At 35.7% G+C, this 12,611-nt stretch carries 12 protein-coding genes; 7 read left to right on the forward strand and 5 right to left on the reverse strand.

Features of this window, described 5'->3' with window-relative positions; translation table 11 throughout:
- The first annotated feature begins 31 nt into the window (after positions 1-31).
- The 5 genes from B5X51_RS02075 (at position 32) to B5X51_RS02095 (ending at position 4,634) form a co-directional block, all read left to right on the forward strand.
- A complete protein-coding gene (locus B5X51_RS02075; RefSeq protein WP_176132713.1) occupies positions 32-898 on the forward strand; it encodes an endo alpha-1,4 polygalactosaminidase in 867 nt (288 codons plus the stop codon).
- Between the two features lie 225 nt (positions 899-1,123).
- Entirely contained in the window at positions 1,124-2,524 is a 1,401-nt protein-coding gene (gene rmuC, locus B5X51_RS02080) for a DNA recombination protein RmuC (RefSeq protein ID WP_079719201.1), read from the forward strand.
- Between the two features lie 212 nt (positions 2,525-2,736).
- Positions 2,737-3,105 carry a 6-phosphogluconate dehydrogenase gene (locus B5X51_RS02085; protein WP_079719202.1) on the forward strand — a complete coding sequence of 123 codons (369 nt, stop codon included), beginning with the start codon at positions 2,737-2,739 and terminating at the stop codon, positions 3,103-3,105.
- Positions 3,106-3,108: 3 nt separating this feature from the next.
- Entirely contained in the window at positions 3,109-3,651 is a 543-nt protein-coding gene (locus B5X51_RS02090; RefSeq protein ID WP_079719203.1) for an acyl-CoA thioesterase, read from the forward strand.
- An 8-nt stretch (positions 3,652-3,659) separates the two neighbouring features.
- On the forward strand, positions 3,660-4,634 hold the full coding sequence (locus B5X51_RS02095; protein ID WP_079719204.1) for a bile acid:sodium symporter family protein: 975 nt from the start codon (positions 3,660-3,662) through the stop codon (positions 4,632-4,634).
- On the opposite strand, the gene B5X51_RS02100 is transcribed toward B5X51_RS02095, so the two are convergent.
- The 3 genes from B5X51_RS02100 to rpmH all read right to left on the reverse strand — a co-directional run bounded on the left by B5X51_RS02100 (position 4,629) and on the right by rpmH (position 8,535).
- Positions 4,629-5,021 carry a DUF423 domain-containing protein gene (locus B5X51_RS02100; protein WP_079719205.1) on the reverse strand — a complete coding sequence of 131 codons (393 nt, stop codon included), beginning with the start codon at positions 5,019-5,021 and terminating at the stop codon, positions 4,629-4,631. The two genes, B5X51_RS02095 and B5X51_RS02100, sit on opposite strands and share 6 nt — an antisense overlap.
- A gap of 393 nt (positions 5,022-5,414) precedes the next feature.
- Positions 5,415-8,267 (reverse strand): carbamoyl-phosphate synthase large subunit, encoded by a 2,853-nt coding sequence (gene carB, locus B5X51_RS02105; protein WP_079719206.1) that lies wholly within the window; start codon positions 8,265-8,267, stop codon positions 5,415-5,417.
- 109 nt (positions 8,268-8,376) lie between these two features.
- On the reverse strand, positions 8,377-8,535 hold the full coding sequence (rpmH, locus tag B5X51_RS02110) for a 50S ribosomal protein L34 (RefSeq protein WP_075327124.1): 159 nt from the start codon (positions 8,533-8,535) through the stop codon (positions 8,377-8,379).
- 153 nt (positions 8,536-8,688) lie between these two features.
- Between rpmH and B5X51_RS02115 the strand changes: the two genes are divergently transcribed.
- Together B5X51_RS02115 and B5X51_RS02120 are read left to right on the forward strand one after the other, a co-directional pair.
- Positions 8,689-9,204 (forward strand): hypothetical protein, encoded by a 516-nt coding sequence (locus B5X51_RS02115; protein WP_079719207.1) that lies wholly within the window; start codon positions 8,689-8,691, stop codon positions 9,202-9,204.
- 235 nt (positions 9,205-9,439) lie between these two features.
- Positions 9,440-10,153, forward strand: coding sequence for a TlpA family protein disulfide reductase (locus B5X51_RS02120; RefSeq protein ID WP_079719208.1), 714 nt, complete (start codon positions 9,440-9,442; stop codon positions 10,151-10,153).
- Between the two features lie 27 nt (positions 10,154-10,180).
- Here the strand turns inward: B5X51_RS02120 and cls are convergent, their stop codons facing one another.
- The gene (cls, locus tag B5X51_RS02125; protein ID WP_079719209.1) at positions 10,181-11,650 is read right to left on the reverse strand and encodes a cardiolipin synthase; all 1,470 of its coding nucleotides are present in this window, start codon (positions 11,648-11,650) and stop codon (positions 10,181-10,183) included.
- Between the two features lie 4 nt (positions 11,651-11,654).
- Positions 11,655-12,605: a lytic transglycosylase domain-containing protein gene (locus tag B5X51_RS02130; protein ID WP_079719210.1), complete on the reverse strand. Its 951-nt coding sequence runs from the start codon at positions 12,603-12,605 to the stop codon at positions 11,655-11,657.
- Between the last annotated feature and the right edge of the window lie 6 nt (positions 12,606-12,611).

Below are 12,611 nucleotides of genomic sequence, written 5' to 3' on the forward strand. Positions count from 1 at the left end.
TTCAAGTAACATAATAAATTACCGCCAGCAAATGCGGAATTTGGTTATTGAGATTAGTGAAAAGGCAAAAGCCGAAAATGCAAATTTTCTGGTAATTCCCCAAAATGGCATTGAACTTATTCTTAATAATGCTAAGCTCCCCGCTTTAGATTACCTAAAAGCCATAGACGCTGTAGGACAGGAAGATCTCTTTTATGGTTACCCCGAATTCAATAAACCTACTCCTGGCCCAGATAATATTTATTTGCAAAAACACCTGGCAATTGCAAAAAACCATGGTAAAGAAGTTCTGGTAACAGATTATTGTGACACCCCAGCAAAAATATCCCATTCTTATAATCTTAATAAAGTAAAAGACTTTATTTCTTTTACAGCTATACGCAGGGAATTGGATATAATTCCTAATCATCCTATTTTTAATGAAAATGAAGCCGATATAAATCACATTTCTAAAGCTAAAAACTTTCTATACCTACTCAATTATGCCGATTATTTGAGTAAAGAAGATCTTATTGCTGAAATTGCTTTCACTAATTACGACCTGATTATTCTAGATCTATTTTTCCATAAAGAAACATTTACTGCGGAAGAAATCCAGAAATTAAAAAAGAAGCAGAACGGTGGAGAAAGATTGGTTATAGCATATATGTCTATAGGCGAAGCTGAAGAATACAGGTATTACTGGCAGGACAGCTGGAACAAGAAATCACCAAACTGGCTGGTAGAGGAAAACCCACATTGGAGTGGCAATTTTAAAGTAAAATATTGGAACCGTGATTGGAAAGAACTCATTTATAGAAATAAAAATTCTTACCTAAATAAAATAGTAAATGCTGGTTTTGATGGTGTTTATCTGGATATTATAGACGCTTTTCAATATTTTGAAGCGAAAGACTAATTTTCCAAGTAAACTACCTCGGGGCAAGCCCACGAGGCATTCGTTGGAAACAAATTTTTAATTTCGAAGCAAGCGTTGGGGTATTACACCCTTTGGCGGTGCCAATAAATCAAGAACCCCGGGGAATTAAATCCTCTCGCGGGATTAAATTAGCTAACAAACTAAGCCCGGAATTTTAGAACAATTCGGGCAAATAAGTATCTTTGAGAAAACTCCTATTTCTCAATGAACGATTATTTACTTTTTGCTTTTATTTTTCTCGCGCTTCTGCTCGGAATTTACTTCGGAAAACTAATCTCAGGCTTAAAAAGTAAAAATAAAGAGGCTATTTCACAGGAAAAAAACAATCAACTATCGCTCCAGGTAGAAGATCTTAAAACACAATTAAACAATAATTTAAGCAGTTATAAATCTGAAGTATTAGACTTAAAGAATAACGCACAAATTCAAACCGAAAAACTAGAAAAAGAGCGGGAAGAAATACGCCGGGAAAAAGATTTTTTAAGTACCGAACTCACCAAAAGAAACGCTGAATTTCAAAATCTAGAGCATAGAAATAAAGAACAAAAAGCCGAAGTTGAGCAACTTCAGCAGAAATTTGAAAAAGAATTTGAAAACCTGGCCAATAAAATCCTGGACCAAAAGTCAGAAAAATTTACCCTTCAGAATAAAGAGAATATTCAGAATATTTTAAATCCTTTACAAGAGAAAATTATTCATTTTGAGAAACGTATCGAAGAAGGGAATAAAGAAAGTATAGATCGCCACGCTATGCTGCGACAACAAATTATTGGTTTAAAAGAGCTTAACGAGCAAATGAGTAAGGAGGCCACCAATCTCACCAAAGCACTTAAAGGCGACACCAAAACCCAGGGAAATTGGGGCGAGATGATCTTAGAACGTGTCCTGGAACGCAGCGGACTCCAAAAAGGCAGTGAATACAGCGTTCAACAGAGTTTTACCAATGCCTATGGGAAACGGGTGTTGCCCGATGTAGTGATTAACCTGCCTGGTGATAAGAAAATGATTGTAGATTCTAAGGTTTCGCTTAATGCCTACGAACGCTATAGCAATGAAACCGAGGAAACCGACAGGAGACAACATTTAAAAAACCACCTTACTGCCATTAAAAGCCGTATAACCGAGCTGAGCAATAAAAATTACCATCAGTTATACCAGATGGAGAGTCCAGATTTTGTTTTGCTCTTTATCCCTATAGAAGCTGCTTTTGCAGTGGCTTCTAACGAATATCCAGGGTTGTATTCCGAGGCTTTTGACAAAAATATTATTCTAGTCACCCCTACTACCCTGCTTGCCGTTTTAAAAACCATAGACAGTATGTGGCAAAACGAAAAACAAAAACAAAACGCCATCGCCATCGCAACACAAGCCGGCGCTTTATATGATTCGTTTACAGCTCTTACGGAGGAACTAACAAAAATTGGAAGGCAAATGGGAACCGTTCAGAACTCTTACGATACCGCGATGAAGAAACTCACAGGTAAAGGAAATCTATTACGTAGGGTAGAAAAACTCAAAAAACTTGGTGCTAAAGCCAGCAAACAAATAGATCATAAAATGCTATCGGCCATAGAAGAGGATGAAATTGAAGAGCCCAACAAATAGGAAAATCATTTTTGCTTTCGAAGTAAGTCTTGTGGCATTTAAATCTCGATTATCGAACAAAATTAAATAAAGGTATTTTTATGTGGCAGGTTTGAGCGGAAATTTTATTATTGTAGACCGTGAACACTCACAGCATATTTAAATCTAAATTCTCGACTAAAGAAAATGCTATTTTTAACTATTAATTCTAAAGTAGAAAAACATAAAAATATATGAAAAAAACACTTCTTGGGATTTTAGGAGTAATCGTACTCCTTTTTATCGCCTGGTTTGCCTTTATCTATTTTGTGCCTTATAGCGAGGGTACAAGAAGTGGTGAACTTATAAAATTTAGCAAAAAAGGGGTTATTTCTAAAACCTGGGAGGGTGAAATTAGCCAGGGAATTAGTGGTGCACAAATCTTTCAATTTTCGGTTTTAGATAATAACCGGGAAGCTATTGAAGCCCTACAGGAAAACGAAGGCAATTACGTAAGACTTAAATACAAAGAACGCTACGCAACCTTTTTCTTTTGGGGTGATACCAAATATTTTATAACCGAAGTAGAAGAAGCGCAATCCCCACATTTTAGAGATAGATAAACTATGACCCATTTTAAAAAAGTAAAAGATTCACAGGTAGACATGTCAGAACTAATGCTGCCTTCTCATTCAAACTTTAACGGAAAAATTCACGGAGGTTACGTGCTCTCACTTATGGACCGCATTGCCTTTGCTTGCGCATCTAAGCATTCTGGAGCCTATTGCGTGACTGCCAGTGTAGATACCGTAGACTTCCTAAAACCCATAGAAATCGGTGAACTGGTAACTATGAAAGCCTCGGTAAATTATGTAGGTAATAGTTCTATGGTTATTGGAATTCGGGTAGAAGCCGAAAATATTAGAACCGGAGCAATAAAACATTGTAACTCTTCTTATTTCACCATGGTTGCCAAAGATGAAAATGGAAAATCACTTTCGGTTCCCGGGCTGCGTCTAACCAATGACGACGATATTAGGCGTTTTGCAAAAAGCATAAAACGTAACAAAATGACTATAAACCGAAAAAAAGAATTTCATGAAACCGATTTCTCTTCGGAAGAATATGTGCATTTATTAGAGAATTATAAGGTGAAAATAGAAAAGTAAAACAGCCATTGAAATTTAACGGGTTTATAGCGGTAATCTTTTTAGCGATAATTATCGCTTATTTATTTCCTGAAGGAATTGTACTTTTTCCGCTTAAAACCATCACCGATATTGGGATTGGTTTTATCTTCTTTTTCTACGGATTAAAATTGTCTCCGGCAGAATTTAAATTAGGCCTTTTGAATTACAAGGTTCATATTGTAATTCAATTGGCCACATTTGTGGTATTTCCCTTATTAACACTCCTGTTTTTACCGCTTTTTGAAAAAGGAACAGGATCAGATCTCTGGATCGCCTTATTTTTTCTGGGAACCCTGCCTTCTACCGTCTCCTCTTCAATAGTTATGGTTTCTTTGGCTAAAGGTAACCTACCAACTGCTATCTTTAACGCCAGTCTTTCGGGATTAATTGGAATTTTTGTAACGCCAATTTGGTTGAGCTTTTTTCTTAGCGGAAGCGCCGATTTTGAATTTTTAGACGTACTTATAAAACTATGCTCTCAGATAATTATTCCTTTAATTCTGGGATTAATGCTGCAAAAATTCCTTGGTGATTTTGCCAGAAAACACAATAAAAAACTAGGCCTGCTAGACAAAACTACCATTATACTAATTGTTTACTCCAGTTTTAGTAACTCATTCTCCTCCAATATATTTAGCAGCGTAGAAACTCAGGATTTATTAAAACTAACAGGAATAGTTGTTTTACTGTTCTTTGTAGTTTATTTTGGGCTAGGTTTGCTTTGCAAAGTCTTAGGTTTTAATTTAAAAAACAAGATTACCACACAGTTTTGCGGTACTAAAAAATCACTGGTTCATGGCTCTGTAATGGTAAAAGTGATCTTCGGAAATTCGGCAAACACGGGGCTTTTACTTTTACCCATTATGATCTATCATTCGCTGCAATTAATACTGATAGCATTTTATGCGGAAAAATACAGAAAACAGGTATTGCGTGCTGAAACTTTAGAAGAAACTTTATAGGTAAAGTGCGATCTCAGCGATATTGATTGTAAAAAATATCCAGCCCAGAATAAGTAAAAGACCACCAAGCGGAGTGATTGGCCCAAGAATTTTTATTTTCTTTCCTGCTGAAGCACTTAGAGTCAAACCATAAATACTAAAGGAAAACAAGCATATTCCAATTATAAAAAACCAGGCAACAAGCTGCTGGGAAACTCCGATAAAAGGAAATACAATTCCGGAAATTATAAGCATAATCGCGTGGTACATTTGGTATTTCACTCCAGTTTCAAAGCTTTTTAACTGATCTTCAGAAAAACGTTTTTTTAAAGCATGTGCCCCAAAAGCCCCAAATACAACGGCAAGTGTACCGTAGATTCCACCAATTATAAGTACCAATTCTTTCATAAGTTTTCAATTTCCTACGAGGTTTCTTTTAAACTCATAGGTATTTTATTAAAATAGAAAAACCTACAAGGTTTTGAAAACCTTGCAGGATTCTATATTTAGAAGCTGAATAAAAAGATAGTAAAAAACGTCATTCTGAATTTATTTCAGAATCTAAGTTATTGAACATCCTAGAAGCTGAAACCGGTTCAGCTTGACAAAAGTTTCTTTCAAAACAGCCAAATCTTTACAGCTAATTTAAATCAAAAAGTAAACGAGGTCATCTCAAAAAATCGATAATAGTCATTGCGAGGGACGAAGCAATCTGCTGAAAGTATTAATATAATTCACAGATTACTTCACTTTGTTCGTAATGACGGAAATGATTTAATTTGAGATAACCTCGTCTAAATCTTATTTACTCAAATACATTTTTCTTCTGCTGTAAATGTCATAAAAAGCATCGTCTTTAAGACTATCAATAAAGAGAATGCTTTCTCCTGTACTTTTCATTTCAGGTCCAAGTTGTTTATTCACTTTATGGAACTTATTGAAAGAAAATACCGGTTGTTTTATCGCATATCCCTCTAACTGCGGATTAAAGTTGAAATCTTTAACTTTCTTTTCACCAAGCATTACTTTAGTAGCATAGTTAACATACGGTTCTTTATAGGCTTTCGCAATAAATGGTACCGTTCTGGATGCCCTTGGGTTAGCTTCAATGATATAAACCATATCATCCTTAATAGCAAACTGAATATTGATTAAGCCAACTGTATTAAGCGCTAAAGCGATTTTACGGGTGTGGTCTTTGATTTGCTCCATTACCAGGTCTCCAAGATTAAATGGAGGTAGCAGCGCATTAGAATCTCCAGAGTGGATTCCACAAGGTTCAATATGCTCCATTATTCCTATAATGTGAACATCTTCCCCATCGCAAATCGCATCAGCTTCAGCTTCTATGGCGCCATCCAAATAATGATCCAGTAATAACTTATTATTCGGAATTTTTCGAAGTAAATCTACAACTGTTTCTTCCAGTTCATCTTTATTAATCACAATTTTCATTCCCTGTCCTCCCAATACATAAGAAGGTCTTACCAGGATTGGAAAATCAAGCTCATCGGCAAGTGCCAGGGCTTCATCTGCAGTTTCGGCAGTACCAAACTCAGGGTAAGGAATATTATTCTCCTGAAGCAGTTTAGAGAAACTTCCTCTATCTTCTGCAAGATCTAGAGCTTCATAACTGGTACCCATAATTTTAATTCCGTATCGATCTAGTTTTTCTGCAAGTTTTAAAGCAGTTTGACCTCCTAGCTGAACAATTACTCCTTCGGGATTTTCGTGACGAATTATATCATAAATATGTTCCCAGAAAACAGGTTCAAAATAAAGCTTGTCGGCCACATCAAAATCGGTAGAAACCGTTTCAGGATTACAGTTAATCATTATAGTTTCGTAACCGCATTCTGAAGCGGCTAAAACACCGTGAACACAACTATAATCAAATTCGATACCCTGGCCTATCCTGTTTGGACCGGAACCTAGTACCACAATCTTTTTCTTCTCGCTCACCTTGCTTTCGTTGTCTACATAACGTTTGCCATCTGGAGTTTCAATTTCGGCTTCAAAAGTTGAGTAATAATATGGAGTTTTAGCTTTAAATTCAGCCGCACAGGTATCTACAAGTTTGTAAACCCGGTTTATTCCTAAATCCACCCGTTTATTATACACTTCGCTTTCTAAACAATCCAGCATATGTGCTATTTGCCTATCGGCAAAACCTTTTTGTTTTGCTTCCAGCAAAAGATCTTTTGGTAGTGATTCTTTATCAAATTTGGAGATCTCTACATCTAAAGCGTAAAGTTCTTCATATTGGCGCAAGAACCACATATCTATTTTAGTGATCTCGTGTATACGGCTTAACGGAATTCCCGCCTTAATAGCATCATAGATAACAAATACACGATCCCAGCTGGCATAGGTAAGCTTTTCTATAATTTCATCATACTTGGTGTAGCTTTTCCCGTCAGCTCCAAGTCCGTTTCTTTTAATTTCAAGAGATTGTGTGGCTTTATGAAGTGCTTCCTGGAAAGAACGCCCTATTCCCATCACCTCTCCTACAGATTTCATTTGCAGGCCTAAAGTGCGATCTGCTCCTTCAAATTTATCGAAATTCCAACGTGGAATTTTAACGATCACATAATCTAAGGTTGGCTCAAATAAAGCTGAAGTAGATTTAGTAATCTGGTTTTCAAGTTCATCTAAATTATAACCTATGGCAAGTTTTGTAGCAATTTTTGCAATTGGATATCCGGTAGCTTTAGATGCTAAAGCTGAAGATCTTGAAACCCTTGGATTAATCTCTATCGCAATAATATCTTCTTTTTCATCTGGACTTACGGCAAACTGCACATTACATCCACCGGCAAAATCTCCAATACTACGCATCATTTTTATAGCCATATCACGCATACGTTGGTATGTGGTATCGCTTAATGTCATAGCCGGTGCTACCGTAATTGAATCCCCGGTATGGATTCCCATAGGATCCATATTTTCTATAGAACAAATAATTACCACATTATCGTTCTTATCCCTTAGCAATTCCAGCTCATACTCTTTCCATCCTAAAAGCGCTTTATCTATTAACACCTCGTGAATTGGGGATGCTTCCAGGCCATAAGTCAGCATTTCATCAAATTCTTCGGGCCCGTGTACAAAAGAAGCTCCACTTCCACCTAATGTAAAAGATGCACGAATCACTAAAGGAAAACCAAATTCTTGTGCAACCTCTTTTCCCTGAAGGTAAGATGTAACAGTTTTAGCCGGGGCTACGGGAATTCCAATTCTTCCCATAAGCTGTTTAAACTTATCGCGATCTTCTGTAATATTGATCGCGTCAATATCTACACCAATTAATTTGATTCCAAAATCTTCCCAAATTCCTTTTTCATCGGCTTCAATACATAGATTTAGTGCTGTTTGTCCACCCATGGTAGGCAAAACAGCATCTATATTTGGATGCTTTTTAAGGATCTCAACAATAGATTTAGTAGTTAGAGGTTTAAGATAAACATGATCTGCCATTGACGGATCTGTCATTATCGTTGCAGGATTGGAATTAAGCAGGATAGTTTCTATACCATCTTCTCGTAATGAACGTAAAGATTGGGTTCCGGCATAATCAAATTCACAGGCCTGACCAATAATAATAGGCCCTGAGCCAATAATCAGAATACTTTTAAGGTTGTTGTTTTTAGGCATTTTTTGTAAATTGTAGCATATTAAACTTAAAAATAAGGAAGCGCTTGGATATAAAAAAAGGCGTTACTAAAAAAAGTAACACCTTTAAATATTTAAAACCTAATTCTCATTAGTGCTTATGTCTGTTTTCAGAAGATACTGATATTTTCTTTCTTCCTTTAGCCCTTCTTCTGGCGAGGACTTTCCTTCCGTTTGCACTAGCCATTCTTTCTCGAAAACCGTGCTTGTTCTTTCTCTTTCTCTTAGATGGTTGAAACGTTCTTTTCATTTTAAATATCTTTAAATCTTCTGAATAATCGTTTTTATAGCTCTCTGTAAAACTGCGTGCAAATATACAAAGCTTTTTAACTATTACAAGAGGTAATTTAAATTATTTTTAATTGTTTTTCCTACCTTTGCCGCTTTCAAAATAAATACATTTATGTTTAATAAGAATATCAAGTTAGTTTTAGCAGGAGCTATATTAGGCCTTGCCATTTGGCAGTTTGTAGAAGGAAATATTGGTAATGGCATTATGTTCATACTACTTTCCGCAATTTTTATATTCCTGTATTTTAAAAACGAGATGATATTGCTTGCTTTTTTAAGGCTAAGAAAGCAGGATTTCCCTGGCGCAAAAAAATGGCTGGATAGAATAAAAAATCCAGAAGCTGCCCTTACGCAAAAGCAGCAAGGTTATTATTGGTACCTACATGGGCTAATGGTTTCTCAAACTAATATTACCCAGGCCGAAAAATTCTTTAAACGTGCTATCAAATTAGGTTTAGCTATGGATCAGGATTTAGCGATGGCTAAACTTAACCTTGCTGGAATAGCTATGACCAAACGGCGAAAAAGAGAAGCTACCAATTTGCTTGCTGAAGCTAAAAAGCTTGATAAACATGGGATGCTTAAAGACCAGATGAAGATGATGAAACAACAATTGAAGAAGATTTAATTCCTCTAAAGTGTTTAATTCCTAAAGGTTTTGGCTCTCAAATTAAAAAAACATTCTCCAATTTATACCTCGTGGACTTACATTTTGGCTCTCTATTTTTATTATAATTTTAGTTAATTTCTGATTTCATTGATAATTCAAAAACTTTTAGCCTAAATATTGGCCCTTTAGCGATAATATTTCAATTCCGCCTGCTTCCTAAGTATCTTTGTTTGAATTAAACAGAACAAAGTGCATGAAGAGATTTTTACTCCTGCTTCTTATAATTCTAGGGTTCAATATTGAAGCCCAAACAGCGAAAAGTGATAAGCTTTTTTTCTCTGATGCCCTTGTTATGCACTTACCTAAGTACAATAAAGAGGCTAAAGCATCTTATAGATATCGAGAATTTGAAAAAGCCAGAAGCTTGTTCGACACACTGGTAGAAACTAAATTGAAAGGAACTTATATAGATAACTTTAAATTTCGAAATCTTAACGGTAAAGAAGTTGCGCTATATAATTTTCAAAAACCGGTTTACCTCTTAACTTATGCTTCGTGGTGTATTCCTGGTAAAGGAGAAGTACCGGCACTTAACGAACTTGCTAAGAAGTATCAGGATAAAATAGATTTTGTAATATTATTTTGGGACAAAAAAGAAACGGTTAAAGAACTCTCCAAAAAGTTTAATACTCACATTAAAGTTTTCTATATAGATGAAACTACTAATCAACATTCTTATGTAGTTAAAAATCTAAAACATTCTCTGGGCCTACCTACCTGTTATTTAATTGCAGGTAATAAACAGATAATGAATATAAAGAGAAGTGTGTTTCACCCCTATAATTTATCAAAAGAGGCGTCTTTCCAACTTAATTATGATGCTATCCAGTCAGCAATTACCAATAATCTAATTGGAAATTCAAAACAAACAGCACCCATAAATTCTTCTATAATCTCTCCACAATAATAATATTCAGGAGAATTACAGAAATTACTAAAGTAGAGGGGCCCAAAGCCTTGCAAGTGCTTCCCGTACTTTTTCAATTGAGGGGCGCTGCATCCAATCTACCAATATTAGCTCAGTAGTTTCTCCAAGATCAACCTCATAAACCTTAGTCATCTCTTTAGCTATCTCTTCGTCATATAAAAAAGCATTGATTTCAAAATTTATATCAAAACTTCGATTATCAAGATTACAGGATCCAATACTGGTTAATACACCATCTACAACCATAGTTTTGGCGTGAACCATACCTTTATGATAATGAAAAACCTGAACACCAGACTCGAGTAATTGTTCGATATAAGAATTGGTAGCATAACGCGCAATCACCGAATCTCCTTTTTCCGGAATAATTATTTTCACCTCCACTCCTATTCTACTCGCCATACATAAGGCGGTAAGAATTTGATTATTCGGGATGAAATAAGGTGTGGTTATATAAATATACTTATCGGCGGTATTTATTGCGGTTAGAATAGCTTCCATAATGTTCTGCCAATCGGTATCAGGGCCACTGGCAGCAATCTGAACCGCTGTCCTGTCTGGTATTCCAATTTTTGGAAAAAACTCGTCTTCAACTTTTAATACTTTTCCGCTAATAAAGTTAAAATTAAGTAGAAATTGAGCTTGTAAAGATTTTACCGCGTGACCTTCAATTCTAAGATGTGTATCCCTCCAAAATAGTTTTTCCTTTGGGTTTTCTTCAAAATTCACGTATTCATCGCAAATATTAATTCCGCCAACAAAGCCCACATTACCGTCTATAATAGCCATTTTTCTATGGTTACGATAGTTTAATTTACGCGTTAGATTTGGAAACCAAACGGGCATAAATGGGTAAATTTCAATCCCATAAGATTTCATTTTCTTTACCGCTTTAGACGATAACCTGCTAGCTACATAATCATAACTTACACGCACCTTCACCCCTTCTTCAGCCTTCTCGCACAGCAATAAGATTAGTCGGTTTCCTATTCTACCGCTGTTAAAAATATAATATTCAATATGAATATGATGCTTTGCCTTTTTAATGTCATCAAATAAGGCTGAAAACTTATTTTCCCCGTTTATAAGGACATTGGCTTTATTTTTAAAAGTAACCGGCTTTTTTTGATTATTCTGGAGTAAACTAACCAGTTTAATTTTTTGCTCAATAGTTCCCCGCCCATGATACCTATCAATAAGTTCCTGTTCATTAAGTATTAACTTTTCTTCCCAATGCTGAATGATATTTTTATCATAAAGTTTTTTTCGGTTAAATAACTTACTTTTTCTAAATTCCTGAGCAAAAAAATAATAAACCAAAAGACCTATTACCGGCAAAACGAACAGTGCGAAAATTAGAGAGATACTTTTTACCGGCTCCCTAAAATGCATCAATTCATAGCCCGCCGTTATAAAAACGATTAGAAAATTAGCAGATAATAAGATCCACCAAATATTATCCAGGAAGTAATTCATTTAATTATTTAACGGCAGTATATGTATTCTCTTCTGGAATCTTAATTTCATATTCTCTTCGTGAGGCATTATTTAAATGCGCTTCCCTAAGCCAGGGATTATGGATCTTTAAGATTTTGTAATTGATATTAAAGTGTTTAGCGAAATCAGCAAAATCATTTACCACCGTATCAACCTTAACAGTTTTAGTTGGTATGTTTTTATAAAGGTGTTTGTCCTCAAAATTAAACCCATATTTTTCGGGGTGGCTTAAGATTTCTTTTAAAGCCAAAATTCTAAACATATATCGCCCGGTTTCGGTATTTAGCAATAATTCGTAATAATCATCTACTTTTTGGCGTTCCAACTGTCTTTCCACTCCTCTATTCCCGGCATTGTAGGCCGCGGCTGCCATTGTCCAGCTCCCAAACTTTTCTTTAGATTTTTTAAGATAATCGGCTGCCACACGGGTAGATTTCTCAATATGGTAACGCTCGTCTACATTTCCGTTTATTTCAAGTCCGTAATCCTTACCTGTACCTTCCATAATTTGCCAAAAACCCTTAGCACCAGCTGGGGAAACCGCCTGGGTTAAGCCACTTTCTATTACAGCCAGGTATTTAAAATCATTAGGAACCCCTTCTTCCTCTAAAATAGGTTCAATGATAGGGAAATATTTATTTGCGCGTTTAATTAAAAGCAGTGCATTAGATTGCCAGTAGGTGTTTACCAACAACTCCCTATCCATTCTCTCATATATATCCGGATCTTCTATAGGCACATTTTCTCCGGCAAAATTTATATTTTCAGGCATTGGCAGGGCATAGATGTTATAATCTTTTACCGGCCGGTCTTTTTTAGGCGTTTCAGATACTTCTTCATCATTAGTATCGGGAAACTGTTGGGTGGCCTGTATACTTACCAATAAAACAGTACCTAACCCCACTAAAACTAAAGCAGATTTTAATATTTTCATAGCAAT

This window comes from Salegentibacter holothuriorum (assembly GCF_900168045.1).
In the GTDB taxonomy this organism is placed as follows: Bacteria; Bacteroidota; Bacteroidia; order Flavobacteriales; family Flavobacteriaceae; genus Salegentibacter; species Salegentibacter holothuriorum.

What these genes read in the sequence shown, in the direction of transcription:
- B5X51_RS02075 (WP_176132713.1), top strand. Translation starts at nt 32, where the DNA reads ATGCGGAATTTGGTTATTGAGATTAGTGAAAAGGCAAAAGCCGAAAAT.
- rmuC (WP_079719201.1), top strand. Translation starts at nt 1,124, where the DNA reads ATGAACGATTATTTACTTTTTGCTTTTATTTTTCTCGCGCTTCTGCTC.
- B5X51_RS02085 (WP_079719202.1), top strand. Translation starts at nt 2,737, where the DNA reads ATGAAAAAAACACTTCTTGGGATTTTAGGAGTAATCGTACTCCTTTTT.
- B5X51_RS02090 (WP_079719203.1), top strand. Translation starts at nt 3,109, where the DNA reads ATGACCCATTTTAAAAAAGTAAAAGATTCACAGGTAGACATGTCAGAA.
- B5X51_RS02100 (WP_079719205.1), bottom strand. Translation starts at nt 5,021, where the DNA reads ATGAAAGAATTGGTACTTATAATTGGTGGAATCTACGGTACACTTGCC.
- carB (WP_079719206.1), bottom strand. Translation starts at nt 8,267, where the DNA reads ATGCCTAAAAACAACAACCTTAAAAGTATTCTGATTATTGGCTCAGGG.
- rpmH (WP_075327124.1), bottom strand. Translation starts at nt 8,535, where the DNA reads ATGAAAAGAACGTTTCAACCATCTAAGAGAAAGAGAAAGAACAAGCAC.
- B5X51_RS02115 (WP_079719207.1), top strand. Translation starts at nt 8,689, where the DNA reads ATGTTTAATAAGAATATCAAGTTAGTTTTAGCAGGAGCTATATTAGGC.
- B5X51_RS02120 (WP_079719208.1), top strand. Translation starts at nt 9,440, where the DNA reads ATGAAGAGATTTTTACTCCTGCTTCTTATAATTCTAGGGTTCAATATT.
- cls (WP_079719209.1), bottom strand. Translation starts at nt 11,650, where the DNA reads ATGAATTACTTCCTGGATAATATTTGGTGGATCTTATTATCTGCTAAT.
- B5X51_RS02130 (WP_079719210.1), bottom strand. Translation starts at nt 12,605, where the DNA reads ATGAAAATATTAAAATCTGCTTTAGTTTTAGTGGGGTTAGGTACTGTT.